The organism is Limnohabitans sp. Rim8 (assembly GCF_943326455.1).
Lineage (GTDB): Bacteria > Pseudomonadota > Gammaproteobacteria > Burkholderiales > Burkholderiaceae_C > Limnohabitans_A.
The window spans coordinates 18,206-44,000 of sequence record NZ_CALPTI020000011.1 but is presented as its reverse complement, the minus strand read 5'-3'; the positions used below and the strand labels follow the sequence as shown (position 1 = coordinate 44,000).

At 59.7% G+C, this 25,795-nt stretch carries 26 protein-coding genes; 10 read left to right on the top strand and 16 right to left on the bottom strand.

Annotated elements, in window-relative coordinates; translation table 11 throughout:
* Positions 1–30: 30 nt before the first annotated feature.
* Both fba and pyk read right to left on the bottom strand, forming a co-directional pair.
* Positions 31–1,095 carry a class II fructose-bisphosphate aldolase gene (gene fba, locus Q1M54_RS09330; protein WP_300556549.1) on the bottom strand — a complete coding sequence of 355 codons (1,065 nt, stop codon included), beginning with the start codon at positions 1,093–1,095 and terminating at the stop codon, positions 31–33.
* 141 nt (positions 1,096–1,236) lie between these two features.
* Complete coding sequence (pyk, locus tag Q1M54_RS09325) at positions 1,237–2,670, bottom strand: pyruvate kinase (protein ID WP_300556547.1); 1,434 nt, start codon at positions 2,668–2,670, stop codon at positions 1,237–1,239.
* A 182-nt stretch (positions 2,671–2,852) separates the two neighbouring features.
* Between pyk and Q1M54_RS09320 the strand changes: the two genes are divergently transcribed.
* Positions 2,853–3,968, top strand: a complete 1,116-nt coding sequence (locus Q1M54_RS09320; protein ID WP_300556545.1) for a fatty acid desaturase — start codon at positions 2,853–2,855, stop codon at positions 3,966–3,968.
* Positions 3,969–4,043: 75 nt separating this feature from the next.
* On the opposite strand, the gene Q1M54_RS09315 is transcribed toward Q1M54_RS09320, so the two are convergent.
* The 5 genes from Q1M54_RS09315 to def form a co-directional block, all read right to left on the bottom strand.
* Complete coding sequence (locus Q1M54_RS09315) at positions 4,044–5,237, bottom strand: phosphoglycerate kinase (protein WP_300556543.1); 1,194 nt, start codon at positions 5,235–5,237, stop codon at positions 4,044–4,046.
* Between the two features lie 117 nt (positions 5,238–5,354).
* On the bottom strand, positions 5,355–5,690 hold the full coding sequence (locus tag Q1M54_RS09310) for an AzlD domain-containing protein (protein ID WP_300556541.1): 336 nt from the start codon (positions 5,688–5,690) through the stop codon (positions 5,355–5,357).
* Positions 5,687–6,418, bottom strand: a complete 732-nt coding sequence (locus tag Q1M54_RS09305; protein ID WP_300556539.1) for an AzlC family ABC transporter permease — start codon at positions 6,416–6,418, stop codon at positions 5,687–5,689. The genes Q1M54_RS09310 and Q1M54_RS09305 overlap by 4 nt, the downstream gene beginning before the upstream one ends.
* The gene (gene fmt, locus Q1M54_RS09300) at positions 6,418–7,392 is read right to left on the bottom strand and encodes a methionyl-tRNA formyltransferase (RefSeq protein ID WP_300556537.1); all 975 of its coding nucleotides are present in this window, start codon (positions 7,390–7,392) and stop codon (positions 6,418–6,420) included. Before fmt ends, Q1M54_RS09305 begins: the two co-directional genes overlap by 1 nt.
* 21 nt (positions 7,393–7,413) lie before the next feature.
* On the bottom strand, positions 7,414–7,920 hold the full coding sequence (gene def, locus Q1M54_RS09295; RefSeq protein ID WP_300556535.1) for a peptide deformylase: 507 nt from the start codon (positions 7,918–7,920) through the stop codon (positions 7,414–7,416).
* Positions 7,921–8,126: 206 nt separating this feature from the next.
* Here def and dprA point away from each other — a divergent pair, with 206 nt between their 5' ends.
* Positions 8,127–9,296: a DNA-processing protein DprA gene (dprA, locus tag Q1M54_RS09290; RefSeq protein WP_300556533.1), complete on the top strand. Its 1,170-nt coding sequence runs from the start codon at positions 8,127–8,129 to the stop codon at positions 9,294–9,296.
* A gap of 94 nt (positions 9,297–9,390) precedes the next feature.
* On the opposite strand, the gene secF is transcribed toward dprA, so the two are convergent.
* From secF to yajC, 3 genes are read right to left on the bottom strand one after another with little or no spacing between them, the layout of a single operon-like run.
* Positions 9,391–10,341 carry a protein translocase subunit SecF gene (gene secF, locus Q1M54_RS09285; protein WP_019426775.1) on the bottom strand — a complete coding sequence of 317 codons (951 nt, stop codon included), beginning with the start codon at positions 10,339–10,341 and terminating at the stop codon, positions 9,391–9,393.
* Between the two features lie 12 nt (positions 10,342–10,353).
* Entirely contained in the window at positions 10,354–12,231 is a 1,878-nt protein-coding gene (gene secD / locus Q1M54_RS09280) for a protein translocase subunit SecD (protein WP_300556530.1), read from the bottom strand.
* Between the two features lie 33 nt (positions 12,232–12,264).
* Positions 12,265–12,597: a preprotein translocase subunit YajC gene (gene yajC / locus Q1M54_RS09275; protein ID WP_019426777.1), complete on the bottom strand. Its 333-nt coding sequence runs from the start codon at positions 12,595–12,597 to the stop codon at positions 12,265–12,267.
* Positions 12,598–12,781: 184 nt separating this feature from the next.
* Between yajC and nthA the strand changes: the two genes are divergently transcribed.
* Genes nthA through Q1M54_RS09255 form a run of 4 tightly spaced genes read left to right on the top strand, consistent with a single transcriptional unit; the run spans position 12,782 to position 15,387 of the window.
* Positions 12,782–13,441 carry a nitrile hydratase subunit alpha gene (gene nthA / locus Q1M54_RS09270; RefSeq protein WP_300556527.1) on the top strand — a complete coding sequence of 220 codons (660 nt, stop codon included), beginning with the start codon at positions 12,782–12,784 and terminating at the stop codon, positions 13,439–13,441.
* Positions 13,438–14,115 (top strand): nitrile hydratase subunit beta, encoded by a 678-nt coding sequence (gene nthB, locus Q1M54_RS09265; protein WP_300556525.1) that lies wholly within the window; start codon positions 13,438–13,440, stop codon positions 14,113–14,115. Before nthA ends, nthB begins: the two co-directional genes overlap by 4 nt.
* Before the next feature lie 10 nt (positions 14,116–14,125).
* Positions 14,126–14,527, top strand: a complete 402-nt coding sequence (locus Q1M54_RS09260) for a nitrile hydratase accessory protein (RefSeq protein ID WP_300556523.1) — start codon at positions 14,126–14,128, stop codon at positions 14,525–14,527.
* 17 nt (positions 14,528–14,544) lie between these two features.
* Complete coding sequence (locus Q1M54_RS09255; protein ID WP_300556657.1) at positions 14,545–15,387, top strand: DMT family transporter; 843 nt, start codon at positions 14,545–14,547, stop codon at positions 15,385–15,387.
* A gap of 21 nt (positions 15,388–15,408) precedes the next feature.
* Here the strand turns inward: Q1M54_RS09255 and Q1M54_RS09250 are convergent, their stop codons facing one another.
* From Q1M54_RS09250 to Q1M54_RS09240, 3 genes are all read right to left on the bottom strand, one after another.
* Positions 15,409–16,596 carry a hypothetical protein gene (locus Q1M54_RS09250; RefSeq protein WP_300556521.1) on the bottom strand — a complete coding sequence of 396 codons (1,188 nt, stop codon included), beginning with the start codon at positions 16,594–16,596 and terminating at the stop codon, positions 15,409–15,411.
* A 70-nt stretch (positions 16,597–16,666) separates the two neighbouring features.
* Positions 16,667–17,455 (bottom strand): enoyl-CoA hydratase/isomerase family protein, encoded by a 789-nt coding sequence (locus Q1M54_RS09245; protein WP_300556519.1) that lies wholly within the window; start codon positions 17,453–17,455, stop codon positions 16,667–16,669.
* Between the two features lie 83 nt (positions 17,456–17,538).
* The gene (locus Q1M54_RS09240) at positions 17,539–18,096 is read right to left on the bottom strand and encodes a phasin family protein (protein ID WP_300556517.1); all 558 of its coding nucleotides are present in this window, start codon (positions 18,094–18,096) and stop codon (positions 17,539–17,541) included.
* A gap of 239 nt (positions 18,097–18,335) precedes the next feature.
* Between Q1M54_RS09240 and Q1M54_RS09235 the strand changes: the two genes are divergently transcribed.
* A complete protein-coding gene (locus tag Q1M54_RS09235) occupies positions 18,336–18,941 on the top strand; it encodes a hypothetical protein (RefSeq protein WP_300556515.1) in 606 nt (201 codons plus the stop codon).
* Between the two features lie 5 nt (positions 18,942–18,946).
* On the opposite strand, the gene Q1M54_RS09230 is transcribed toward Q1M54_RS09235, so the two are convergent.
* Positions 18,947–19,468, bottom strand: coding sequence for a Spy/CpxP family protein refolding chaperone (locus Q1M54_RS09230; RefSeq protein WP_300556513.1), 522 nt, complete (start codon positions 19,466–19,468; stop codon positions 18,947–18,949).
* 186 nt (positions 19,469–19,654) lie between these two features.
* Between Q1M54_RS09230 and Q1M54_RS09225 the strand changes: the two genes are divergently transcribed.
* On the top strand, positions 19,655–20,392 hold the full coding sequence (locus Q1M54_RS09225) for a response regulator (protein WP_300556511.1): 738 nt from the start codon (positions 19,655–19,657) through the stop codon (positions 20,390–20,392).
* Positions 20,392–21,801: an ATP-binding protein gene (locus Q1M54_RS09220; protein ID WP_300556510.1), complete on the top strand. Its 1,410-nt coding sequence runs from the start codon at positions 20,392–20,394 to the stop codon at positions 21,799–21,801. The genes Q1M54_RS09225 and Q1M54_RS09220 overlap by 1 nt, the downstream gene beginning before the upstream one ends.
* A gap of 4 nt (positions 21,802–21,805) precedes the next feature.
* Here Q1M54_RS09220 and mdeB read toward each other — a convergent pair whose 3' ends face one another.
* On the bottom strand, positions 21,806–24,400 hold the full coding sequence (gene mdeB / locus Q1M54_RS09215; RefSeq protein ID WP_300556508.1) for an alpha-ketoglutarate dehydrogenase: 2,595 nt from the start codon (positions 24,398–24,400) through the stop codon (positions 21,806–21,808).
* 102 nt (positions 24,401–24,502) lie between these two features.
* Here mdeB and Q1M54_RS09210 point away from each other — a divergent pair, with 102 nt between their 5' ends.
* Positions 24,503–24,970 (top strand): Lrp/AsnC family transcriptional regulator, encoded by a 468-nt coding sequence (locus tag Q1M54_RS09210; RefSeq protein WP_300556506.1) that lies wholly within the window; start codon positions 24,503–24,505, stop codon positions 24,968–24,970.
* 13 nt (positions 24,971–24,983) lie between these two features.
* On the opposite strand, the gene Q1M54_RS09205 is transcribed toward Q1M54_RS09210, so the two are convergent.
* Positions 24,984–25,775 carry an SDR family NAD(P)-dependent oxidoreductase gene (locus Q1M54_RS09205; RefSeq protein ID WP_300556504.1) on the bottom strand — a complete coding sequence of 264 codons (792 nt, stop codon included), beginning with the start codon at positions 25,773–25,775 and terminating at the stop codon, positions 24,984–24,986.
* Positions 25,776–25,795: the final 20 nt, after the last annotated feature.

The following is a 25,795-nucleotide window of genomic DNA, read 5'->3' as shown; positions in this document are numbered from 1 at the left end:
CAGGCAATCGATAAGGAAAAGCCTATCGGCTCAATGGACGACTTGCGCCAATTCACCACGGGCGTACTTGGCAGCAACCACTTGCAAAGTGTCGCCCTTGATCTTGCCAGCCTGGCCTTCGCAGCCGAACTCCAGATAACGCTGCTTGCAAATTTGCTTGGCGGCCTCGCGGGCAGGCTTGAGCCATTCGCGGGCGTCGAACTTGTCGGGGTTTTCAAACAAGAATTTGCGGCAAGCGGCGGTCATCGCCAAACGGATGTCGGTGTCAATGTTGATCTTGCGCACGCCGTGTTGGATGGCCTCTTGAATTTCCTCGACGGGCACGCCGTAGGTTTCCTTCATCTTGCCACCGTACTGGTTGATCATTGCCAGCAAGTCTTGCGGCACGCTGGACGAGCCGTGCATCACCAAATGGGTGTTGGGGATGCGGGCATGGATTTCTTTCACGCGGCCAATGGCCAAGATGTCGCCCGTGGGTTTGCGGCTGAATTTGTAGGCGCCATGGCTGGTGCCAATCGCAATGGCCAGCGCGTCCAAACCGGTAGCTTTGACGAATTGGGCGGCTTCTTCAGGGTCGGTCAGCATCTGGCTGTGGTCGAGCTTGCCGACTGCGCCAATGCCGTCTTCTTCACCCGCTTCACCGGTTTCGAGGTTGCCCAAACAACCCAACTCGCCTTCCACCGAAACACCCAACAGGTGGGCCATCTCGACCACGCGGCGGGTCACATCCACGTTGTAGGCAAAGTCGGCCGGGGTTTTGCCGTCTTCCAGCAAGGAGCCGTCCATCATCACCGACGAAAAACCCAAGTTGATCGCGCCCTGGCAAATCGCCGGGCTTTGCCCGTGATCCTGGTGCATGACCAAGGGAATGTGGGGCCACTGCTCTGTAGCCGCCTGGATCAGGTATTTGATGAAGGGCTCGCCAGCGTATTTGCGGGCACCTGCACTGGCCTGCAAAATGACCGGTGCGCCGACCTCGTCGGCCGCCATCATGACGGCTTGGACTTGCTCGAGGTTGTTGACGTTGAAAGCTGGAATGCCGTAGCCGTTAACGGCTGCATGGTCCAGCAGCTCGCGCATTGAAACGAGTGCCATGGTGATGATATCCCGGGAAGTTTGAAAAATTGAACGCGCCGGCAAAACATCCGGCTCAAGACTGACCCAGATTTTATAGGCTTCGGTCGGATATGGGCCTGAGCCACGCCCTGCAAGGGGACCAATCAGGCCCCTCCAAGCTCAAGCCACTTTGCAAATTTGCAGCATGTTGGTGCCACCGGGAGAACCCATGGGTTCTCCACAGGTGATGGCATACACGTCGCCAGTGCCCACAATGTTGCGGCTTTTCAGGTGGGCTTCGGCTTCGGCCAATGCCGTGTCGCGGTCAGCGCTGGTGTCCATCAACAAGGGGCGCACGTTGCGGTAAAGCGCCATCTTGCGCTGTGAATTGAGTTTGGTGGTCAGCGCGTAAATGGGAATGTGCACCCGATGGCGGCTCATCCAAAGGGCTGTTGAGCCCGACTCGGTCATGGCCACAATGGCTTTGGCCCCCAAGTGGTGGGCGGTGAACAAAGCGCCCATGGCGATCGACTGGTCGATGCGGCTGAAAGTCTGTCCTTTGAAATCGGCATCCAAGGTCGGGTCTTCGGCGTTTTCGGCAGCCTCGCAAATCTTGGCCATCTCTTCCACCGTCTCCAGCGGGTACTTGCCCGCGGCAGTCTCGGCGCTGAGCATCACGGCGTCAGTGCCGTCCAAGACCGCGTTGGCCACATCCGACACTTCAGCGCGGGTGGGCACAGGGTTGGTGATCATGCTTTCCATCATCTGGGTGGCCGTGATCACCACCTTGTCGTGCACCTTGGCCAGCTTGATCATGCGCTTTTGAAGGGCGGGAACGGCGGCATTGCCCACCTCAACGGCCAAATCGCCCCTGGCCACCATGATCCCATCGCTTGCTTTGAGAATGGCCTCAAGGTGAGGAATGGCTTCAGCACGTTCGATCTTGGCAATCAGGCCCGGCTTATGGCCATATTCGGCCCCCGCCACGTTGCACAGTTGGCGGGCCATTTCCATATCGGTGGCGTTTTTAGGAAAGCTCACCGCCACATAGTCGGCCTGGAAACTCATGGCGGTTTTGATGTCCTCCATGTCCTTGGCGGTCAAGGCCGGCGCCGTCAGGCCGCCCCCCTGCTTGTTGATGCCCTTGTTGTTGGACAACTCACCGCCCAGTTTGACGGTGGTGTGTACTTGCTCACCTTTGACGCCCACCACATTCAGCACGATCAAACCATCGTTGAGCAGCAGCACGTCACCCGCCTTCACATCGCGGGGCAGCTCCTTGTAGTCCAAGCCCACCCCGTGGATGTCGCCCAACTCGGTGCGCGAGGCGTCCAATACAAAGGGGGCACCGGGCTCCAACATGACTTTGCCTTCGGCAAACTTGCCCACACGAATCTTGGGACCTTGCAGGTCGGCCATGATGGCCACTTCACGGCCGGCACGCTGCGAGGCTTCGCGCACGAGGCTGGCGCGGTCTACGTGGTCTTGCGCTTTGCCGTGGCTGAAATTAAGGCGAACCACGTTCACCCCGGCGCGGATCATGGCTTCGAGCAGCGCTGGGTCGCTGGAAGCAGGGCCTAAAGTGGCAACAATCTTGGTGGCGCGACGGGGCATTCGGAGATCTCCTTTTAATAGTTTTGAATTCTCACACGAAAAAGTGACGTCTTTGTTTCTTTCGGGGATATGCGCGACAGCGGCCCCTTAACCCCAAGCAAAGCCCTTGAATTGATCTCTGTCAGGCCAATGAAAAGGCTTGCCGACTAAACTCATGCTTGCCCGATTTACATTTGAGCGTCATGACTGCCTTACACACCCCGTCCGTCGATCAACCCATTGCGCTGGACCAACCCCTACCGCACCGCAAAACGCTGCGCGAATGGCTGACCCCGTTATCGCAACGCAGCACCATGCGTGCATTGGTGCTGTTGGCTTTTGACTACGCCTTGTTTTTTGCACTGATTGCAGCCACTGTGGCATTTGACGCCATTTGGGTGAAACTGCTTTGCGGCGCCATGGCTGGCTTTGTGATTGGCCGCTTGTTTGTGATTGGCCACGATGCCTGCCACCAGAGCCTCACGCCCCACCGCGAACTGAACAAAGTGCTGGGCCGCATCGCGTTCTTGCCGTCTCTCACGCCCTACAGCCTTTGGGATACGGGCCACAACGTGGTGCACCACGGCTACACCAACCTCAAAGGCGTGGACTTTGTCTGGACGCCTTTGACGGCCGAGGAATTTGCCGCACTCAACCCTGTGCAGCGTTTGCTGCAACGCGCCTACCGCAGCGGTTGGGCGCCGGGCCTTTATTACATGATCGAGATTTGGTGGAAGCGCGAGTTCTTTCCCAACAAGACCCACATGCCCACTCGCCGTCCGATCTTCTTCAAGGACAGCTTGCTGGTGAGTTTGTTTGGTGCTTTTTGGTTGGGCACTGTTGCCGCTGCCGCGGTCTATACGGGGCAATCGGTCTGGTTGTCTTTGCTGATGGGCGTGTTGATCCCGTTCTTTGGCTGGAACACCATGATCGGTTTCGTGGTCTATGTGCACCACACCCACGTCAAAGTGTCTTGGCATGACAACAAAGCCGCCTGGACGAAGGCCGCGCCATTTGTGTCAACCACCGTGCACCTGACGTTCCCCTTCAACATCGGCGGCATGATGCACCACATCATGGAGCACACAGCCCACCATGTGGACATGAGCATCCCCCTTTATCGATTGAAGCAAGCCCAGTCCAAATTGGAAGAAATGCTGCCTGGCCGGATCATCGTCCAAGCCTTCAGTTGGAAGTGGTACTTCGAAACCGCCAAAAACTGCAAGATGTACGACTTCAGCCGGGAATGCTGGACCGACTTCAAAGGCAATATGACCAGCCCGGTGAGGGGCAATTTACCGCCCGCCGCCCAAGCTTAAAAGCCCGCTTTGATTCACAAAAAACCCCGCGATGCGGGGTTTTTTGTTGCGGTCAATGGTTTGACAGATCGAAGATCAATGGGCTGCGCGTTTGGCCAAAATTTCAAACGCTGGAAGCTGCTTGCCCTCGAGAATTTCGAGAAAAGCACCGCCACCGGTCGAAATGTAACCCACCTGCTTTTCAATGCCGTATTTGGCGATCGCGGCCAACGTGTCACCGCCACCCGCAATGCTGAATGCATTGGACTCTGCAATCGCTTGCGCAATCACCTTGGTGCCATTTTCAAACGCCGCAAACTCGAACACACCCACGGGCCCGTTCCATACGATGGTGCCAGCCTGTTTAAGCTGCGCGGCCAGCTTGGCAGCGGTCTCTGGGCCGATGTCCAAAATCAGGTCATCGTCAGCCACTTCGCTGGCCCGCTTGACCGTGGCCAGAGCGTCTGCCGCAAAGGTTTTGGCCGTGACCACATCGGTGGGGATCGGCACCTCGGCACCGCGCGCTTTCATGGCCTCTATGACCGCTTTGGCTTCGCTCACCAAATCGGCTTCGGCCAGGCTCTTGCCAATCTTCAAACCCGCAGCCAGCATGAACGTGTTGGCGATACCGCCGCCCACAATCAACTGGTCGACGTTCTGCGCGAGGCTCTTCAAAATGGTCAACTTGGTGCTGACCTTGGCGCCGGCCACGATGGCGACCAGCGGGCGTTTGGGCGCCTCTAGCGCCTTGCCAATCGCATCAATTTCAGCAGCCAGCAAAGGCCCCGCACAGGCAATCGGAGCGAACTGGGCAATGCCATAGGTCGTGCCTTCGGCACGGTGCGCAGTGCCAAAGGCATCGTTCACATAGATGTCGCACAGCGCGGCCATTTTGCGAGCCAGCGCTTCGTCATTTTTTTTCTCCCCCTTGTTGACGCGGCAGTTTTCAAGCAACACCACTTGACCGGGTGCCACAGTCACGCCATCCACCCAATGCGCGAGCAAGGAAACACTGCGGCCCAAAAGCTCACTCAAGCGCTGCGCCACTGGGGCCAAGGAATCTTCGGGTTTGAAAGCGCCCTCGGTCGGGCGACCCAAATGCGAGGTCACCATCACAGCCGCCCCAGCGTCCAAAGCCATCTGAATACAAGGCACGCTGGCACGGATGCGGGTGTCTTCGGTAATGCTGCCATCGCCCGCTTGGGGCACGTTCAGGTCGGCGCGAATAAAAACACGTTGCCCAGCCACTTGGCCACTTGCGCACAGATCTGAAAAACGAATGACATTCATGGGGGAACTTGTCCTGTATCTGGGAATTCGGGAGGTATTTTAAAAGCAGCGCCTGACAAGGACTGACAGCATCAAAAGTAAACAGCAACTCACATTGAGGGGAGGGTTGAGCAAGCCTTACCAACCCAGACCCAGGCGCAAAGGCAGGTACACCGCCATGCCCGCAAGGATGGTGATCAGCACATCACGCCGCCAAAAGTAAGCAACCACACCCACTACGGCAGCGTAAAGACGAGCGTCTTCCCAAGTGCTGACCAGCTCACCTTGCACCGTGATGATTTCGGGAATGACCACGGCCGACAGTGCCGCGATGGGGGCGTACTGCAAGCCGCGTTGAGCCCAATTGGGCAACTGCCAAGACTGGCTGGAAATAAAGAAGAAACTGCGCGCCACCACCGTCACCACGGCCAGACCCACGATGACGGTCAAGGTCCACAGGTCGGTCTCGTTCATGCAGCCACCTTGGGTGTTGGCCGAATTTTTTCAACTGTCAGGCACAAGATCACCGCCACCGCAATCGCCACCACGATATTGAGCTTGAGCGGCAAGTGGTATGCCACCACCGCCGCGACGCCAGCCACGGCTGCTGACAAAATGCGCATGCGCGAGCTGGCCAAAGAACACTGGATGCCCAGCAAACACAAAATACCCGCAAAACCCAAACCCCACTCTGGGGGAATCAGGTTGGCCAAGCCGATGCCCAACAGACTGGCCACGATCCAACTGCTCCAATTCAGAAAGTAATTGCCTGCCAAATAGGCCTCTTGCCCGGTGCGCTCGGCATCGGTCTCACCGGGCTTTGTAAAGCGCTGGGTGAACAACACATAGCTGATGTCGGCGGTGAAGTAGCCGTGGCACATGCGCTGCCAGCGCGGCAGATGCATGAGGTAGGGCCGCAGATGCAGGCTGAAGACCACAAAGCGCAGGTTCACACAAAAACCGGTGGCCAAAATCACCCAAGCCGGGGCGCCTGCCACCAACAACGGGATCGCCGCCAGCTGCGAACTGCCTGCAAATACCAGAATGGTCATGGCCACGGCTTCGAAGACGCTCATTCCCGACTTGACCATGGCAACGCCCGTCATCAAGCCCCAAGCCGCCACACCAGGCGCTTGTGGGGCCAAGTCGCGCAAGCCTTGCAAAAACTGGGCATCGCGGTAAATCCTTGGCCGAAAAAACATCAGGCCACCAAGCGCTGACCGGGCTGCAAGGGGCAGCCGCGCAAGAAGTCGGCCGCACTCAGGCGTTTACCGCCGGGGCGCTGCAACTGGGTCAGGCACAGCAGGCCATCGCCACAGGCCACACGCACACCTGAAGCATCGGCGCTGAGCACGGTGCCGGGTGGAGAACCGTGCCCAGAAGTCGAGTCAGCCAATTCGGCAACAGCCCGCCACAGCTTGAGGGTTTCAACACCTGTGGCCGTCGCCAGGGGAACGGTCATGCCCGGGAAAGGGTCAAACGCCCGGATGCGCCGCGCCAGCACCTCGGCGCTCAATGTCCAGTCGAGCACCGCTTCAGATTTATCGATCTTGTGCGCGTAACTCACGCCATCAAAAGGTTGCGGTTGTCGGGGCAAACCGTCTAGATCCGCCAGGGCCTGCACGATGGCCTGCCCGCCCAAAGCGGCCAACCGATCGTGCAGCACAGCAGTGGTGTCATCAGCCGCCAAGGCGCACGGCAACACCAGCAACATGTCACCCGTGTCCAAACCCGCATCCATCTGCATGATGGTGATCCCGGTTTGCGTGTCACCCGCCTCAATGGCGCGGTGAATCGGCGCAGCGCCGCGCCAACGCGGCAGCAAAGAAGCGTGGATGTTCAGACAACCCTTGGGCGGCAGGTCAAGCAGCCACTGCGGCAAGATCAAACCGTACGCAGCAACGATCATGGCATCTGCCTTTGCAGCGTGCAAAGTGTCACGGGCAGCGGCGGCGTCTTCGGGGTATTTGCCGTCCAATCGCAGGCTTCGGGGCTGGGCCACGGACACGCCATGGTCCAGCGCCCATTGCTTAACGGGCGAGGGTTGCAGTTTCATACCGCGCCCAGCAGGCCGGTCGGGCTGGGTCAGCACCAACACGATCTCGTGGCCTGCGGCGTGCAGGGCAACCATGGCCACTTGGGCAAATTCGGGCGTGCCCGCAAAAATCAAACGCATGGGGGAGAATTCAAAAGCGCTTCAGCGCTCGGCTTTTTGGGCTTTGACCAGTTTGGTCTTGATACGGCCTTGCTTGAGGGGGGACAGGTATTCCACGAACACTTTGCCCATCAGGTGGTCCATCTCATGCTGGATGCAGATGGCCAGCATGCCCTCAGCTTCAATGCTGCGGCTTTTACCGTCACGGTCAAGGGCCGTGATCTTGACTTTCGTGGCGCGTTCCACACCATCGTAAATTCCGGGCACAGACAGGCAACCTTCTTCGCCCTTGACGCGCTCATCGCCCATCCAGGTGATTTCGGGGTTGATCAGCACCATGGGCTGATTGCGCTCTTCAGAAGTATCGATCACCACCAAGCGCTCATGTACATCGATCTGCGTGGCAGCCAAGCCAATGCCACCGGCCTCATACATGGTCTCAACCATGTCATCGATCAGCGCATGAATTCGGGCGTCCACCGCTTGCACAGGTTTGGCCACCTTGTGCAGGCGTGTGTCGGGATAACAAAGGATGGGGAGCAGGGCCATGGTTCAAAAGATCAGAAGGAATGCAGGTATTTTCGGTCATTTTGGTCAAAAACAAGAGCCTCTTGAGCAGATGCGCCATGTTGAATGACAAAGTGACTGGTGCTGCAGCTCTGGCAAGTCGCTCTTGGCGGGAACTTGACTTTGCAACACAATGGGCATGTTACAAAAAAGCAAAGACAGCCCCAAGGGCTGCGCAGGGAGACCACATGAATGAAGACACCCACAATTGGGGCGCTTGGTTGCGCCTGAGCCTCACCCCTGGCGTCGGCCACGAAAGCGCCAGGCGCTTGCTGGCGGCATTCGGCGAACCCCAAGCCATCTTTGCGCAAAGCGAAGCCGTTTTGGGCCAAGTGGTCAATGCCAAACAAGCGCAGGCGCTTGTGCAAATGCCAGAGGGGTGCGCCGCCCTCACGCTAGAGACCTTGAAGTGGCTGCAAGACCATGCCTCATTGGGTGGCCGCGTCATCACTTTGGGCGACGCGCACTACCCAGCGCCCTGGCTGGACATTCCTGATCCTCCTTTGATGCTCTACGCGATGGGACAAACCGCGCATTTGGCAACCCTCAAAGCCGAGCAATGCTTGGCCATCGTGGGCAGCCGCAACCCCACACCCCAAGGCGCCGACAATGCCCGTGAATTTGCGCGCAGTTTGGCGGCCAGTGGGCTCACGATCGTCTCCGGTCTGGCGCTGGGTGTGGACGGCGCGGCACACGACGGCGCCTTGCTGGGGCACCACGGGACAGGTCTGGCCACCATCGCCATCGTGGGCACCGGTCTGGACCGGGTGTATCCACGCCAGCATCGCGACTTGGCGCACCGAATTGCCCAAAATGGCGTGATTCTGAGTGAGTACCCGCTGGGCACACCGCCCCTGGCCCCCAACTTCCCCCGGCGCAACCGCCTGATCTCCGGCCTGTCGCAGGCCACGCTGGTGGTTGAAGCGGCCTTGCAATCGGGCTCATTGATCACCGCCAAGCAAGCCCTCGACCAAGGCCGTGATGTGATGGCCATCCCTGGCTCCATCCACGCGACCCAATCCAAAGGCTGCCACGCGCTCATCAAACAAGGGGCCAAATTGGTGGAATCGGCGCAAGACGTGCTTGAAGAGCTGCACATGCCAGCACCCTTGTCGCAACAGCCGCTGGACCTGTCAACCGGTCTGGATGCTTCGGTCCCAAGCCCTGAAAGCCAAGAGGAAAACTCCGATCAGTCTTTGCTGCGCGCACTGGGCCATGACCCTGTGAGCCTCGACGCGCTGCAAGCCCGATGCGGCTGGAGTACGGCACAACTGCAAGGGCAACTTTTGGAATTGGAGCTGAGGGGGCAAGTGGGTCGTTTGCCGGGGGGGCTGTTTCAGCGCGTAGGCTCTGCATAAGCCAAGGTCAAAGCTGCAGCTGACACCCAACTGCTCCCCCCAAACAAAGGGCACCCGAAGGTGCCCTTGTGCAAGGGATAAGTCTGATGATCTGTCAGACCACCGCGCCCGAGTTCTCGTCGTTCGGGTCGTGGTCTTTCTTGACCGGCTTGACCATGTCCTCGCGGCTGATGCCCAGCCACATCGCCACGGCAGCGCCCACAAACACCGACGAGTAAATGCCAAAGCAAATGCCAATCGTCAGCGCCAGCGCAAAGTAGTACAGCGTCTCACCCCCAAACAGCAACATGGACAACACCATGATCTGCGTGGAGCCGTGGGTGATGATGGTTCGGCTGATGGTGGAGGTGATCGCGTTGTCGATGATCTGAACCGTGTTCATCTTGCGGTAACGGCGGAAATTCTCACGGATACGGTCAAAAATCACCACCGACTCGTTGACCGAATAACCCAACACCGCCAACACCGCTGCCAACACAGCCAGCGAGAACTCCCACTGAAAAAAGGCAAAGAAGCCCAGAATGATGATCACATCATGCAAGTTGGCGATGATGGCGGAGACAGCGAACTTCCACTCGAAGCGAATGGCCAAATACAGCATGATGCCGCCCACCACAAAGGCCAGCGCCATCAGTCCGTCTTCCACCAATTCGTTGCCCACCTGTGGGCCGACAAACTCGGTGCGGCGCAACGTCACATCGGGGTTGGCTGCTTTCAGGGCATTGAGCACGGTCTCGCTTTGCTGGGCCGTGGTCACGCCTTTTTGCACTGGCAGGCGGATCAGCACTTCTCGCGCCGAGCCAAAGTTTTGCACCTGCACCTCGGCATAACCCAAGCCCGAGATCACGCCGCGCACCTTGGGCAAGTCGGCCGGTTGGCTGTAACTCACCTCCATCACGGTACCGCCGGTGAATTCCACCGACAAATGCAGTCCCCTGCTGAACAAAAAGAACACTGCCAAGAAGAAGGTGATGAAGGACACCGCGTTCAGCACCAAGGCATGGCGCATGAAAGGGATGTCTTTTCTGATTTTGAACAATTCCATGGTCTTTTCCCCTTAATCGGCTTTCACCGCAGTGCCAGCCTCGGGCCGCCAGACAGTACCGATGGACACTGTCTTGAGTTTTTTCTTGCCGCCGTACCAAAGGTTGACCAAGCCGCGCGAAAAGAGAACAGCGGAAAACATGCTCGTCAAAATGCCGATGCAATGCACCACCGCAAAACCACGCACCGGGCCGGAGCCAAAGGCAAGCAAGGCCACGCCCGCGATCAAGGTGGTGATGTTGGAGTCCAAAATCGTGGACCACGCACGGTCATAACCCGCGTGGATGGCCGCTTGCGGGCTGGCGCCGTTGCGCAGCTCTTCGCGCACACGCTCATTGATCAGCACGTTCGAGTCAATGGCCATGCCCAGCGCCAGCGCCATGGCAGCCATACCGGGCAAGGTGAGCGTGGCTTGCAGCAAGGACAACACCGCCACCAACAACAACAAATTGACGCCCAGTGCGATGCCCGAGAACACGCCAAACATGGCGTAATAAATCGCCATGAAAGCCACGATCACCACAAAGCCCCAGGTCACGCTGTTGAAGCCCTTGGCGATGTTCTCTGCACCCAAGCTCGGGCCAATGGTGCGCTCTTCGATGATCTCCATCGGCGCGGCCAGTGAACCGGCTCGCAACAGCAGCGCGGTGTCATTGGCTTCGGCCGTGGTCATGCGGCCCGAAATCTGCACCCGGCCACCACCAATCTCGGCACGGATCACGGGAGCCGTCACCACTTCGCCCTTGCCTTTTTCAAACAAGATGATGGCCATGCGCTTGCCCACGTTGTCACGCGTCACATCCTTGAAGATGCGGGCACCCTTGCCGTCCAAGGTCAGGTTGACCACAGGCTCTTGGGTCTGGCTGTCAAAACCGGGTTGGGCATCGGTCAGGTTGTCACCCGTCAGCACCACTTGTTTTTTGACAATCAAAGGGCGGCCATCGCGCTCAAGGTAGCGCTCAGCACCAAAAGGCACCATGCCGCCTTGTTCGGCAGCACGGGCTTCGGTGCTTTCGTCCACCATGCGCACCTCCAAGGTGGCGGTGCGGCCCAATATGTCTTTGGCCTTGGCCGTGTCTTGGACGCCAGGCAACTGCACCACGATGCGGTCCAGGCCTTGCTGCTGAATCACAGGTTCGGCCACACCCAACTCGTTGATGCGGTTATGCAAGGTGGTGATGTTTTGCTTCAGGGCCTGCGCCTGCACCAAACGGGCGGCTTCGGGTTTGATGGTGGCCGTCAAACGGAATTCATTGCCATCGGCCACTGAATTGATTTGCAGGTCTGCAAACTGAGCGGCGATCAGGTCTTGCGCTGCCTGCAACTGCTTGGCGTCGCGCAGGCGGATTTCAATGGTTTGGCCGCTTCGGCTCATTCCACCGTGGCGCAAATCTTTTTCGCGGAAGGTGGTGCGCAAATCGCCCACCAAGGCTTCGACACGCTGGGTCAAAGCCGCCTGCATGTCCACTTGCAACATGAAGTGAACGCCGCCACGCAGGTCAAGTCCCAAGTACATGGGTGCAGCACCCATCGAGGTCAACCATGCAGGCGACCGCGTCACCAGATTCAACGCCACCACAAAAGAAGGGTTGCTGGCGTCTGGAATCAAGGCCTTTTCAATCGCGTCTTTGGCCTTGATCTGGTTATCGGTGGTGTCAAAACGGGCTCGGATCGAGGCACCATCCAGGGCCAAAGTCTGAGGATTCAAGCCCGCAGTCTTAAGGGCTTCTTCGACGCGCTGCAAGGTGGTGTTGTCGACCTTGACCGTGGCCTTGCCAGAAGACACCTGCACCGCAGGGGCCTCACCAAAAAAGTTGGGCAGCGTGAACACCGTTCCCAACAACAAGGCAATCACAAGGATCGCGTACTTCCAGATCGGGTAACGGTTCATGGTGGCTCGCGTGCAGGCTTTTATCGGGAAAAATTACTTGATCGTGCCTTTGGGCAAAACCTGAACCACAGCGCTGCGCTGCATTTGGACCTCAACGCCAGTGGCCATCTCGATGCCGATGTAGGCGTCACCGATCTTGCTGACTTTGCCCAGCAAACCACCCGCCGTCACCACCTCATCGCCCTTGGCCAAGGCATCGATCATGGCGCGGTGTTCTTTTTGCTTCTTCATCTGAGGGCGAATCATGACGAAGTAAAGGACCACGAACATCAGCAACAGAGGCAGCATGCTCATCAAAGTGGACTGGAAGTCACCACCCGAGGCAGCGGCAGGAGCAGTTTGGGCAAAAGCTGAAGAGATGAACATGGGGTCTCCAAAAAATCACATTCGGTTTGAAACAGGGAACGCCCGCGTCCTTCGCAGGCGAAGCCGCCATTGTATGCGGCGCTATGATCGACCCCAAAAGCCCCGGCTACACGGGGTCAGACCCCTTGAAGTCACATTCAGGCAGCACTCAAGCGCAACCCAGACAACCAGACAGGAGACCGCCATGCACGCTGAACACGATCACCCCCACGGCCATGATCACTCACATGACCACGAACACAGCACCCTGGGCGAGAACGACCTGCGTGTCCGCGCCTTGGAAACCCTGCTGACGCAAAAGGGCTATCTGGACCCCGCCGCCGTGGACCGCATCATCGAGACCTACGAGGTGCATGTCGGGCCGCACAACGGCGCCAAAGTGGTGGCCCGCGCATGGACAGACCCCACTTTCAGAGACTGGCTGCTGCAAGACGCCACCGCCGCCATCGCCTCGATGGACTACACCGGACGCCAAGGCGAGCACATGGTGGCCGTGCCCAACACCCCCGAGACGCACAACATGGTGGTCTGCACTTTGTGCAGCTGCTACCCCTGGCCGGTGCTGGGCCTGCCCCCGGTTTGGTACAAAAGCGCGGCTTACCGGTCTCGCGCCGTGATCGAACCGCGTGCCGTACTGGCCGATTTTGGCGTCACCCTGCCACCGGGCCAAAACATCCGCGTCTGGGACTCCACCGCCGAAGTGCGCTACTTGGTGCTGCCCGAGCGGCCCGCAGGCACCGAGGGCTGGAGCGTAGAACAACTGGCCCAGCTGGTCACCCGTGACGCCATGATCGGCACCGGCTTGGCCTTGAATCCAAAGTTACACCCCAAGGAACTGGCATGAACGGCTTACACGACATGGGCGGCCTGCAAGGCTATGGCCCGGTTCACATCGAAGCCAACGAGCCGCTTTTTCACGGCGAGTGGGAGCGCCGTGCTTTGGGCGTGACGGTGGCCATGGGCGCCAGCGGCCTGTGGAACATCGACCTGGCACGCTCGGCCCGCGAGTCTTTGCCCCCACTGGACTATGTGCAAGGCCCGTACTACGCCATCTGGACCAAGGCGCTGCAAAAGCTGCTGATCGAGCGCGGCCTGATCACTGAACAAGAACTGGCCCAAGGCCAAGCCATCACGCCACCCATGGCGGGCGTGCGGGTGCTCAAAGCCTTTGAAGTGGACGCTGCGCTGGCCAAAGGCAGCCCAGCCGACCGGCCCAGCACCCAAGCCCCCCGCTTTGCCGTGGGGCAGCGCGTGCGCGCCCTGAACTTGAACCCCCAAGGCCACACCCGGCTGCCGCGCTATGTGCGCGGACATGTGGGCACCGTGGTGCTGCAACACGGCAGCCATGTGTTGCCCGACCAGCATGTGAACAAGATGCTGCCGCCTTTTGACGGCACGGCAGAGCACCTCTACACCGTGGTGTTTGACGGCACCGAGCTGTGGGGCCCGCAGGCCGAAGCCGGACACCAGGTGAGCGTGGACGCCTGGGAGTCTTATTTGGAAGCGATCCCCAGCTGATCAAGGCCCCATGAACTCCGCCATCCAAGACCTGAACGACCTGGCCCGCGCTTGCGGCGACGGCTTTCCCATGCCCGCCACCGCCAACAACGGCGCGGTGTTTGAAGAACCCTGGCAGGCCCACGCCTTCGCCATGACCTTGCAGCTGCACGAAAAAGGCGTCTTCACTTGGCCCGAATGGGCCGCAGCCCTGACCCGCGAGATCCGCACGGGTCAGGCGCGCGGCGAAGCCAACGACGGCAGCCTCTACTACACCCACTGGCTGAACGCGCTGGAGCAGATGGTGATCGAGCACCAGTTGGGCACCCCTGAGCAAATCCACGAGCTGGAACACGCTTGGGCCGATGCCGCCGAGCGCACCCCGCACGGCCAAGCCATTGTGCTGGACGCCGCAGAAAGAGGACACGTTTGAACTTGCGTTTGTGGGCCATGCTGGCCTTGCTGGGCAGTCTGGTGTCTCTGGCTGTGGGCACTTCATTTGCCAAAAGCCTGTTTCCGGCTTTGGGCGCAGAAGGCACCACCGCCTACCGCATCATCTTTGCCACCCTGATGCTGATGGCGGTTTTCCGGCCCTGGCGCAGAAAGTGGGTCTGGGCCGATGCGTTGCCGCTGGGCCTGTATGGCGTGACGCTGGGCGTGATGAACCTGCTGTTTTACAGCGCCATCAAGACCATACCCTTTGGTGTAGCGATCGCCATCGAGTTCACCGGGCCGCTGGCCGTGGCGGTCTGGACTTCCAAAAAAGCCAGCGACTGGCTCTGGGTTGCGCTGGCCATAGCTGGCCTGGCGCTGTTGCTGCCCCTGCCCGGGGGCGATGCCAGCTCGGCGCTCGACCCCATGGGCATGTTTTACGCCTTCTCGGCGGGCATTTGCTGGGCGCTTTACATCGTGTTTGGCCAGCGCGTGGCGCTGCGCTATGGCAGCATGGCGACCCCTATGGGCATGCTGGCCGCCGCCATCGTAGTGGCCCCCATCGGGATTTACCATGCGGGCACAGCCATGCTGGACCCTCAATGGCTGGTCGCTGGTTTGGCTGTGGCCTTGTTGTCCAGTGCCATACCGTATGCGCTTGAAATGTTCTCGCTCAACCACTTGCCCAAAAACACCTTCAGCATTTTGCTCAGCTTGGAGCCTGCTGTGGGCGCACTCGCTGGCTGGTTGGTGTTGGCCGAACACCTGACCTTGTCACAAGGCTTGGCCATTGCACTCGTCATGACCGCCTCGATGGGCACGGCTTGGTCAGCCGGCCGCGCTCAGCCCCCATCCCCCTGAAAGTTCAGATCGAGCAACCCCTCACTTCGCAGGAGCAGGCGTAGCTGTTGGCGAAGGAGCGGCCGGAGATGCTGGGGGCGGTGCTGCGGCCGGAACCGCAGGCGGAGGTGCTGCTGCTGGAGGTGCTCCTGGAGGTGCTGCTGGCGGTGCGGCCAAAGGAGCGGCTGGCGCAGCGCCTGCCGGAGGCGCTGGCTTGGGATCCTCCGCCGGCGCGGGTTGGTTACTGCCCGTCAATTTGTCGACTTGTTTGAGAAACCAATTCCGGTTTTCAATCCGCTCTTTTTCTTTGCGAATTTTGTCCTCCGCAATTTGCGCCTTGAGTGCGTCAATTTTGGCTTGGGTTGCGCGTTGTTCGGCCAATTTGGCCTCTTCTGCCTGCTGTAAAACCAACAAGCGGGCATCCTCAATGGCTTGAATCTTGGCCGCCTCTTCCGCTTGCAAGCGAGCTACACGTTCTTTTTCTTGCTGCACGCGCTTGTTTTTGGCTCCCTCAATTTCACGCACACCCGTTGTCCAAGCTTGCTGGCTCATTTGCCGTTGGATGGCCATTTCTTGGCTGATGACTTGGGTCTTGCCATTGATCTGAGCGCTGAAAAAACCTTCGCAGCGGGTTTTGATGCCACCGGCCAATGTGCAAGCGTGACCGGCCGGACTCTGCGCCCCCCAAGCTTTGGGACGGGCCAAAAACGCATCACATTGGTTGAAGACCTGCTGAATGCGAAGGTCCTCGGCGCTGGGCTGGGGGTCATTGAAGTCAAACCACTCCGGGCGCACCATTTCATGGGCCATGCCCACGCGTAAACAATCGGCTTTGGCAGGCGTCAATTGGGCCAACATGGCTGACCAAACGGCCTTCGTTAAGGCGTTGTCACGGACCACCTTAAAAGCCATGTCACCCTGCGTAGGGCAAGCGTTGATCACCCCATCCGCCGTGCGCCTAGACAGGCCGCGCCATTGCACCAGCACAGACGCCTCGTTGCCGGGTGTTATCGCCACGCGTGCGTCAAAAAAGGGCGCGCGCACCACGCGCTCAAACGGGGCTTGTCCGGGGACGGTGATTTCCAGATTGCACACCTGCTCGCCATTGAGCACGCGCGCTGAAACGGGCACCGTTTGGGTCTGGCCGGCCGCCAGCACGTACTGACCAGCCCATGCCGAAGGCGCGAGCCACAGGCCCAGCAGCACCCCACACCAACGACTTGCACCCATTGCGCACCCATTCCAAGAAAAAAGCATCCACCTACAGTATCGGCAGCAAAGGCTTTGACTTGATAGCCGGTCAGCGCCCCACAAAAACCGGCTTGCGCCGCTGGGCAAATGCCGCGCGCCCCTCGGCAAAGTCTTCGCTTTGGCTGCTGGCTTGTTCGCGCGCGCGCAGCTGAGCCTCATCGGCCTGCCCGGCTTCAATTTCGCGCAAAGACTTTTTGGTCTCCTCCACGGCCAAAGGGGCCAAGGCCAACACATCGTCCAACAGGCTTTGGAGCGTGAGCGACCACGTTTCGGGCGTGACCAGATCCTCAAACAAGCCCATCGCGTCAAGATGCTCTGCCGTAAAGGGCCGCGCCGTCAAAAAGGCCCTTTTGGCACCGGACAAGCCAAACCGACTGACATAACGCCGCAAACCGCTCGGGTAGTAATGCAAACCCAAAGCGGTGGCGGGCATGCGCCACTCGGTGCCTTGCAAGCCTATTCGCAAGTCACACGCCAGCACCACATCGGTGGCTCCGCCATACACACTGCCATTCAAGGCGCAAATGGTCACCGGGCGCATGGCGGCCACCGCATCCGGGATTTCTTCAAAAAAAGTGGCCCCGTGGCCTGGCTCGTCAAAGCCCCCAATGTCATAACCCGCGCAAAAAACCGGCCTGGGCTGGCCCGCCGTGTTGGCGGTCAGCACCAGCACGCGCACCTCGAGGTCACGGTTCACGGTGTGTAAGTGGGCCAACAAAGCCTTGAGGTCGGCGTTTTCCAAGCGGTTGCGCTGGGCCGGGCGGTTCAAGGTGATGGTGGCCACGCCGCCTTCGATGAACAAAATGGGGACTGAAGGCTCTGAAAATGCTGCGTGCATGGTGGAATCCAAAACAAAAAGGGTGTCAAAGACACCCTGATTGTAGAAAGCAGGCGACCAGCGCCAGCTGATTGAGCGAACGCTTAGGCCTTGGCTTTCACCTTGGACATGGCGGCTTTGACCGAAGCTTCGGCTTGAGCTTGCGCGGCTTTGATGCTGGACTCGGCACTTTCAGCCGCTTGCTTGGCCACTTTTTTCAGGGTTTCAGCAGCGGTCTGGCTGGCTTCGAAAGCGGTCTTGATGGCGGCCACAGCGGCATCAGAGCCAGCAGGAGCGTTCTTCAGGCTGCTCTCGACCAGGCTTTTGACAGCCTTCTCGGACTCGGCCATCTTGCCTTCAACGGCCTTGGTGAACACGGCGCTGGTGCTGTTGGCGATGTCAGCGATGTGACGGCCATAAGAGACCGACTTTTCGATGGCAGGCTGGACCAAAGCGGCTTGCACAGCCAACAGGTCTTGAGGGCTCTTGGCGGCCATCAAGGCTTGCATGTTGGCGAAAGACTCGCCCACAGCGGCTTTGCCAGCGGCCATGTTGAGTTCCACCAAGCGCTCGAAACCGGCAAATGCGGTTTGCGACAGATCTGCAGCAGCAGCGATGTTGGCTTTTTGGGTGGCGGCGAATTGGTCGGCGTTGAAGTTCATGGTGTGTTCCTTGAAAGGTTTTGTTGCAATGCAGCAATTTGAACAGCATGAAGCGGACAAAGCAATGGAAAACCCGCACTTTAGAGTCCACTCTCAAATTGGTCGTCTGTGCGCGCCAAGGCGCTGAAAGCCAAGCCTCAGCCCTGAGCCATCACGCGCGCAGGGCCTTTGCCTGTGTGGGTGCATCCACTCACTACACTTGGTACTCAAGCAAATTTGGCCGGAAACTTTTTAAATTTATGGAATTCATCAGTCTGTTGTTCATTTCGGCCATTGGCATTCACTGGCTCAATCTGCAGGGCCAGCGCAAACGCACCGCCTTGTTGGCCGAGCAGCTGCGCCCCTTCCAAATTGAAAAACTCATGTCGCAGCTCACCACCTCCTATATGAGGGCCTTGGGAGAGAGCGACCCCGAGCGCCAACAGCACATCTTTCAACTTCAAGAACAAGCCGAACAACAACTGGCCGCTGACTTTCAGCTCTTGGCCCGCGAATTTGCCCAACTTCCCGCCCCCGTTTCGCGTGGCCTCAAGCTGGCCCTGCCTTTCATTGACCAACTCTCGCCCAAGGTCTGTTTTGACATGCGCCGCCTGCTGGAGGTGCACGCAAAAGGCATAGAGCGCGCCGTAGACAACCGTGAAGGTCTGCCCAACAAAGCGCGGTCATTTCGCATGATGGGCGAGATGTTTTTGATGCAGCACAGCTGCCACTGGTTCTGCCGCTCCAAAACCATCGCCTCGGCCCGCATGCTGGCCCAGCACCAGACCCGCTACGAGCAAGCGCTCGATGCGGTCAGCCCCGAAACACGCCAGGCTTACCTGGCGGTTGTGCAGGCAACAAGCTGACAGGGTTAGCTTTTGCAGGCTTCTCGATGGTCTCTTTTGCCAGCATGGCCATGGTGTTGACGGCCGTTGTGCCCTAACGCATCAGACCACTCAGCATTGAAAACGATTTGTTGTGCCGTGTTGAGCTGAGGCAACAGGGTTTGTGTGACCTGTTTCATTTTGGCCAATTGCGCTTGATGGACCTGCATCATTTGGTCCATCGCCTCCATGCGCTCGGTCGCGCCCATGGTCTTATCGTCCTTGGCTTTTTTCATGGCATCGTGCATGGCGCTGCGTTGCTTCGCACGGGCCTCGGACAATTCCTTCATGTCATTGGCAAAGGCGTTCCAGGCGGGGCGCTGTGCGTCCTCTAGTTTCAAAGCCCCTTCCAGCTTGGCCAGTCGGGCTTCTACACCTTGGCCAACTGAGCGTTTGCCAAGGCTGCGGTGCTCATGGTGTTTGTCCATGCCGTGGTTAGAGGCCATGGCCGTCATGCTGGCGCCGCCGAGCAGAGCAGCCGACAAAATCCAGATCAATTGCTTTTTCATTTCAAACTCCTTGAAGGTGTGAATCCGCTCTTGGCGGTCTCTGACGAACGTCAGATCGGTGTATTGAAAGGCGTGCGGACACAAAAGAAGTGTCTCTGGCACGGCATTTTGCAAGCACATGTGTCTGCGCGGTCTCCAGACATCTTTTGATACAAAAAACCTTCAGGGCGCCCGTATCATGACAACATGACGCCCACCCCAGACCATGTTTTGCTGGTTGATGACGACCCCGAAATCCGGCAATTGACAGCGAAATACCTGGAGCAAAACAGCATCCAGTGCAGCACCGCGGCCAACAGCCATGAGATGCGCCGCATGCTGCAGATGCAGCGTGTGGATCTGTTGGTGCTCGATGTGATGATGCCTGGCGAAGACGGCCTGACAATTTGCCGCAACTTGCGCGCCGACGGCAGCGCATATGCACAGCTGCCCATTCTCATGCTCACAGCCCGCACCGACGACGCAGACCGCATTTTGGGTCTAGAGATGGGCGCAGACGATTACTTGGGCAAGCCATTTGTCCCGCGCGAATTGTTGGCGCGCATTCGTGCCATCTTGCGTCGCTCGCGCGCCTTACCCGCAAATTTACAAACCACAAACAGCCCCAACCGGTGGCGTTTTTCGGGCTACACACTCGATGCCTTGACTCGCCAGGTGCGCAACCCCGATGGGATTTTGTTGGTGCTGACCTCGGGCGAATACCGTGTGTTGCACGTCTTGCTCAACCATGCCAACAAGGTGCTGTCTCGAGAGCAGCTGCTTGAACTGACCCAAGGGCGATCGGGCGATGCGTTTGACCGCTCCATCGACCTGCTCATCAGCCGCCTACGCTTGCGCTTAGGCGAACCCGCACGCAGATTGGGATTGATCAAAACGGTACGCAGCGAAGGGTATGTGCTGGCCACCGAGGTACAAGCCGAATGATGGCGGTGCTGAAAAAAATCTGGCCGCAAAGTCTGTTTGCGCGCTTGTTGTGGGTGTGGCTGATGGGTTTGACTCTGGTGCTGGCTGCGGCAGCTTGGCTCGCGCTGGACGAGCGCACGGTGCGTGGACAAGTCGTGTTGCATGCGAAGCTCACGCAAGAGCTGGCAGCATCGGCCGATTGGCTCGACACCCTGAGCCCTGCCCAACGCGAGCAGTGGCTAGAAGACAAGGGGCAGGGCAAGCGCCGCGAGCGTTGGCGTCTTGTACCACCCAAGGCGTGGTCACCAAACGCCACCCCACTGCCGCCCCATGTTCGACCTTTGGCGATTTATTTGGCCAGCGAATTGGCGCCGCGCCAGCCACTTGTGCAGCACTTCACGCCACTGCACGATAGACAAAGACATGGCGATGCTGATGGCCACCACCCAGAACGTTCGCGCGGACAAACCTGGGTATCGCTGCTGTTGATCGATGGCGCACAGGTTTATGTCCGATTGCCCGCAACTTACCCCCCACATGGGGCCATGGGCAGGCCAGGCTTTGGCAGCGACACGCACTGGGGCTTGGTGGCGCTGACCGTGCTTGTGGGCCTGGCGCTGCTGACTTGGCTGGCGGTGGTGTACGCCACGCGCCCGCTCAAGCGCATGACACAAGCCGCCAAGGACTTGGCCGATCACCCCAACCAAGCCCCATTGCCCGAAGAAGGACCCTTGGAGGTGCGCCAAGCCGCGCAGGCCTTCAACCACATGCAAGCCCAGTTGCAGCGGCACATGGCTCAGCAAACCCAGGTGCTCGCGGCTATCGCCCACGACTTGCAAACACCGCTGACGCGCTTGCGCCTGAAAACCGAATGGGTCAGCGATGAGGCGCTGCGCCAGCGCATGCAAGCCGATCTGAGCGAAATGCAAGATTTGGTGCAAGACGGCTTGGCGCTGGCCCGCAGCTGGCATGCCCAGCCGCAGCGCCAACCGGTGCATTTGAACCAGCTGTTGCAAACCCAGCTCAACGAATGGGAAGACCTGGGCTGGGCGGTGCAAGCGCAGGGCGCGGACAGCGATTGTTTGGTCAACACCGATGTGGCCGCGCTGCGCCGGGTGTTGGGCAATGTGGTGCACAACGCCATCACCTACGGCCACCGAGCCACGGTCACCTTGTTGTGCCAAGACCCCAGCCAGCCCGATCACTGGTGCATCGTGGCGGAGGACGAGGGGCCAGGCCTGCCCGAGTCCGACTTGCAAACGGTGTTGCAACCGTTTGTGCGCCAAGAAAGCTCGCGCAACCGACAAACCGGCGGCACGGGCTTGGGTTTGTCGATCGCGCTGAACCTGATGACCGCCTTGGGCGGGCGCTTGGTCTTGGCCAACCGAGCGCAAGGTGGCTTGCGCGTCACCCTCAGCGCGCCGCGTTAAGCCTTCACTTCAGCGCCCGCTGCGCCGCCTGCGCGATACTGTCCGCGTCCACTGCAAAGAAGCGGCGCAACGCAGCGCGGGTGTCGCTGCGGCCAAAGCCGTCGGTGCCCAGCGTGCGGTAGCGGCGGCCTTCGGGCACGAAGGCGCGAACGCTCTCGGGCACGGCGCGCACATAGTCGGTGGCGGCAATCACCGGGCCTTGCGTGCTGGCCAGCAGTTGCGCCAAATGACCGGTGTTTTCGGCTTGCGCCATGCCGTCGCGCGCCAGTTCGCTCCAGCTGGTGATGCTCAACACTTCCACACCCACGCCTCGCGCGGCCAGTTGTTGCGCGGCCTTGACCACTTCGGTCAAGATCGCGCCGGAGCCGAGCAAGGTCACGCGCTGGGCGGCATCGCTCGGCCCGTACACGCCAAATCGGTAGCCGCCGCGCAGCACATCGGCCTCCACGCCCGCAGGCAAATCGGGCTGTGCGTAGTTCTCGTTCATCAGGGTCACGTAATAAAACACGTCGACTTGCTGCTCGACCATCTCGCGCATGCCCGCGTCCAGAATCACCGCCAGCTCGCCCGCGAAGGCCGGGTCGTAGGCCTTGCAGTTGGGGATGGTGGCCGCCACCAAATGGCTGCTGCCGTCCTGGTGTTGCAGACCCTCGCCGCCCAAGGTGGTGCGCCCCGATGTGGCGCCCAGCAAAAAGCCCCGCGCCCGCTGGTCGGCTGCGGCCCAGATGGCGTCGCCCACGCGCTGAAAACCAAACATCGAGTAATAAATATAGAAGGGCAGCATGGCCAAGCCGTGCACGCTGTAGCTGGTGGCCGCCGCCGTCCAGCTGGCGATCGCGCCCGCTTCGCTGATGCCTTCTTCCAGAATTTGGCCGTCGGTGGCTTCGCGGTAGCTCAGCACCGAGCCGATGTCTTCGGGCGCATAGCGCTGGCCCACGCTGCTGTAAATGCCCACCTGCTTGAACAAGTTGGCCATGCCAAAAGTGCGCGCCTCGTCGGCCACGATGGGCACGATGCGCGGACCGAGCTGTGGGTCTTTGAGCAGGTTACCCAGCATGCGCACAAAGGCCATGGTGGTGCTCATTTCCTTGCCGTCGGCCTGCAGCGCAAACTGCCCGTAGTTGGCCAGGGCCGGCACGGGCAAGCGGTCGCAAGTCGTCTCGCGTTTGGGCAAGCTGCCGCCCAGGCGGGCGCGGTGTTCGCGCAGGTAGCGCATCTCGGCGCTGTCGTCGGCCGGTTTGTAAAAGGCCAAGCCCGTGGCCTGCTCGTCGCTCAACGGCAGGTCAAAGCGGTTGCGGTACGCGATCAGGTCTTGCTCGTCGAACTTCTTTTGGCTGTGCGTGGTCATCTTGCCCTGGCCCGCGCTGCCCATGCCAAAGCCTTTTTTGGTGTGCGCCAAGATCACCGTCGGTTGGCCACGGTGTTGGGCCGCAGCCGCATAAGCCGCATGGATCTTCACGATGTCGTGGCCACCGCGCTTGAGCCGGTCAATCTGCTCGTCGGTCATGCCTTGCGCCAGCCTTGCCAGTTCTTCGTTTTGGCCAAAGAAGTTGTCGCGGTTGTAGCGACCGTCCTTGGCGGCAAAAGTCTGCATCTGGCCATCGACCGTGTTGGCAAAAGCCCGCAGCAGTGCACCTGAGGTGTCGCGCGCCAACAGGCCGTCCCAATCGCTGCCCCACACCAACTTGATCACGTTCCAGCCGGCACCGGCAAACAGTTTTTCCAGCTCGTCGATGATGCGGCCGTTGCCGCGCACCGGGCCATCGAGGCGCTGCAAATTGCAGTTGACCACCCACACCAGGTTGTCGAGTTTTTCTCGCGCCGCCAAGGTCAGGGCACTCATGCTCTCGGGCTCGTCCATCTCACCGTCGCCAAACACGCCCCACACCTTGCGGCCGCTGCAATCTTGCAACTGGCGGTGCGTCAGGTAGCGCATGAAGCGGGCGTGGTAGATCGAGCTGATCGGCCCCAAGCCCATGGAGCCGGTGGGGAACTGCCAAAAATCAGGCATCAGCCAAGGGTGTGGGTAGCTCGACAAACCGCGTGCGCCGCTGTCGGGCGCGGTGATCTCTTGGCGGTAGTGCATCAGGTCCGCCTCGCTCAGGCGCCCTTCCAGAAAAGCGCGGGCGTACACGCCGGGGGCGCTGTGCGGCTGAAAGAACACCAAGTCGCCCTTGTGCTGCTCGGTGCGGGCGTGGAAGAAATGGTGAAAGCCGGTCTCGAACAAATCGGCCACGCTGGCGTAACTGGCGATGTGGCCGCCCAACTCGCCATAGGCCTGGTTGGCGCGCACCACCATGGCCAGTGCGTTCCAACGCATGATGGCCACCAGCCGCTCCTCGGTGGCCAAGTCGCCAGGGAAATCCGGCTGATCCTCCACCGCGATGGTGTTCATGTAGGGCGTATTCAAATCCGGCTGCCAGCCCGTGCGTTGCTGCCGGGCCACGATGGCCAGTTCGTCCAAGATCTGGCGCGCACGCGCTGGGCCTTGGGTGCCAATGAGCGCCAACAAGGCCTCGCGCCACTCGGCGGTTTCTTGGGGGTCAATGTCGAGGGCTTGCAACATCGCATTCACATGGGGTTCGTAAGGTGCGTTCATGAACACAACTTTACACAGACCAGCGGCGCATGTGCTGCGTATTTGGATTAACAGAAGCCTCATTTGAAGCACAATATTCTGAAATAACTGGAGATTCAGCACATGATTCTGGATAACATGGACTTGAAGATACTGGACGAACTGCAGCGCGACGGCTCACTGTCGAATGTGACGCTGGCCAAACGCATTGGCCTGTCGCCCTCGCCGTGCCTGGCCCGGGTCAAAGCGTTGGAGTCGGGCGGCGTGATCCAGCGCTACGTGGCGCTGGCCAGTGCGGCAGCGCTGGGCTTGGGCCTGACGGTGTTCATCTCGATCAGCCTCAAGACCCAAAGCAAAGAAACCTTGGCCGACTTTGAAGCGCACATCGCGCAGCACGACGAGGTGATGGAGTGCTATTTGATGACCGGCGACAGCGACTACCTGCTGCGCGTGGCCGTGCGCGACATGGCGGCGCTGGAGCGCTTCATCTTGGAGCAGCTTTCACCGATTCCGGGCGTCGAAAAAATCCGCTCCAGCTTTGCGCTCAAGCAGGTGCGCTACAAGACGGCACTGCCGCTGGGTTTGGGGTGATGGTCCGCAGGGCTCACGCCCGTATCGAAAATCCACCGTCCACCGCCAAGCATTGACCGGTGATGTATTGGGCTTCATCCGACGCCAAAAAGGCGGCCGCCTTGGCAATGTCCCAACCTGTGCCCATGCGACCGGTGGGGCACATCGCATGGCGCTTTTCCACCATCTCTTCGTGCGAGGCGTACTGACCCGCAATGGCTTTGTAAATGTGAGGTGTGTCCATCATGCCGGGCATGATGGCGTTGACCCGGATGCCCTTGCGCGCATATTCAAGTGCCATCGACGCGGTCAAATGGTTGACCGCCGCCTTGCTGGCGTAATAAGCCGGGTACGGGTAGCCGGTGTAACGGATCGCGGCCAACGATGAGATGTTGACAATCGCACCCTTGCCCTGCCGCACCATGACAGGCAACACCGCCTGGCAGGTGAGGAAGACGCTCTTGAGGTTCACATCCATCGCGTGGTCCCACTCCCCTTCATTGAGCGTTTCCATGGTGCCCATGGCAGGCAAGCCCACGTTGTTGTGCAGCACATCTATGCGCCCGAAATGCGCCACGATCTCATTCATGACCACATTCACTTCGTCGCGCTGGGTCACATCGCAACGCCAGGCCACTGCTGTGCCGCCTTCTGCGCGGATCAGGTCCACGGTGGCCTGCGCAGCGTCCAACTCGATGTCGATGGCCGCAATCATGGCGCCGTCACGCGCGTATTGCACCGCCGCCGCTTTGCCATTGCCCCAACCGGGACCCACAGAACCCGCACCGCAGACCACGGCCACACGGCCATCAAATCGCAAAGCCATGTCTTGAACTCCTAGGAAAA

Bases quoted from the DNA above. Each gene is read 5' to 3' on its own strand.
- fba (WP_300556549.1), bottom strand. From the start codon at position 1,095: ATGGCACTCGTTTCAATGCGCGAGCTGCTGGACCATGCAGCCGTTAAC.
- Q1M54_RS09220 (WP_300556510.1), top strand. From the start codon at position 20,392: ATGGCGGTGCTGAAAAAAATCTGGCCGCAAAGTCTGTTTGCGCGCTTG.
- Q1M54_RS09210 (WP_300556506.1), top strand. From the start codon at position 24,503: ATGATTCTGGATAACATGGACTTGAAGATACTGGACGAACTGCAGCGC.
- secD (WP_300556530.1), bottom strand. From the start codon at position 12,231: ATGAACCGTTACCCGATCTGGAAGTACGCGATCCTTGTGATTGCCTTG.
- Q1M54_RS09310 (WP_300556541.1), bottom strand. From the start codon at position 5,690: ATGAACGAGACCGACCTGTGGACCTTGACCGTCATCGTGGGTCTGGCC.
- secF (WP_019426775.1), bottom strand. From the start codon at position 10,341: ATGGAATTGTTCAAAATCAGAAAAGACATCCCTTTCATGCGCCATGCC.
- Q1M54_RS09305 (WP_300556539.1), bottom strand. From the start codon at position 6,418: ATGTTTTTTCGGCCAAGGATTTACCGCGATGCCCAGTTTTTGCAAGGC.
- def (WP_300556535.1), bottom strand. From the start codon at position 7,920: ATGGCCCTGCTCCCCATCCTTTGTTATCCCGACACACGCCTGCACAAG.
- yajC (WP_019426777.1), bottom strand. From the start codon at position 12,597: ATGTTCATCTCTTCAGCTTTTGCCCAAACTGCTCCTGCCGCTGCCTCG.
- Q1M54_RS09245 (WP_300556519.1), bottom strand. From the start codon at position 17,455: ATGCACGCAGCATTTTCAGAGCCTTCAGTCCCCATTTTGTTCATCGAA.
- fmt (WP_300556537.1), bottom strand. From the start codon at position 7,392: ATGCGTTTGATTTTTGCGGGCACGCCCGAATTTGCCCAAGTGGCCATG.
- Q1M54_RS09315 (WP_300556543.1), bottom strand. From the start codon at position 5,237: ATGAATGTCATTCGTTTTTCAGATCTGTGCGCAAGTGGCCAAGTGGCT.
- Q1M54_RS09230 (WP_300556513.1), bottom strand. From the start codon at position 19,468: ATGAAAAAGCAATTGATCTGGATTTTGTCGGCTGCTCTGCTCGGCGGC.
- Q1M54_RS09320 (WP_300556545.1), top strand. From the start codon at position 2,853: ATGACTGCCTTACACACCCCGTCCGTCGATCAACCCATTGCGCTGGAC.
- Q1M54_RS09235 (WP_300556515.1), top strand. From the start codon at position 18,336: ATGGAATTCATCAGTCTGTTGTTCATTTCGGCCATTGGCATTCACTGG.
- Q1M54_RS09205 (WP_300556504.1), bottom strand. From the start codon at position 25,775: ATGGCTTTGCGATTTGATGGCCGTGTGGCCGTGGTCTGCGGTGCGGGT.
- Q1M54_RS09225 (WP_300556511.1), top strand. From the start codon at position 19,655: ATGACGCCCACCCCAGACCATGTTTTGCTGGTTGATGACGACCCCGAA.
- dprA (WP_300556533.1), top strand. From the start codon at position 8,127: ATGAATGAAGACACCCACAATTGGGGCGCTTGGTTGCGCCTGAGCCTC.
- Q1M54_RS09250 (WP_300556521.1), bottom strand. From the start codon at position 16,596: ATGGGTGCAAGTCGTTGGTGTGGGGTGCTGCTGGGCCTGTGGCTCGCG.
- mdeB (WP_300556508.1), bottom strand. From the start codon at position 24,400: ATGAACGCACCTTACGAACCCCATGTGAATGCGATGTTGCAAGCCCTC.
- Q1M54_RS09240 (WP_300556517.1), bottom strand. From the start codon at position 18,096: ATGAACTTCAACGCCGACCAATTCGCCGCCACCCAAAAAGCCAACATC.
- pyk (WP_300556547.1), bottom strand. From the start codon at position 2,670: ATGCCCCGTCGCGCCACCAAGATTGTTGCCACTTTAGGCCCTGCTTCC.
- nthA (WP_300556527.1), top strand. From the start codon at position 12,782: ATGCACGCTGAACACGATCACCCCCACGGCCATGATCACTCACATGAC.
- Q1M54_RS09260 (WP_300556523.1), top strand. From the start codon at position 14,126: ATGAACTCCGCCATCCAAGACCTGAACGACCTGGCCCGCGCTTGCGGC.
- nthB (WP_300556525.1), top strand. From the start codon at position 13,438: ATGAACGGCTTACACGACATGGGCGGCCTGCAAGGCTATGGCCCGGTT.
- Q1M54_RS09255 (WP_300556657.1), top strand. From the start codon at position 14,545: ATGCTGGCCTTGCTGGGCAGTCTGGTGTCTCTGGCTGTGGGCACTTCA.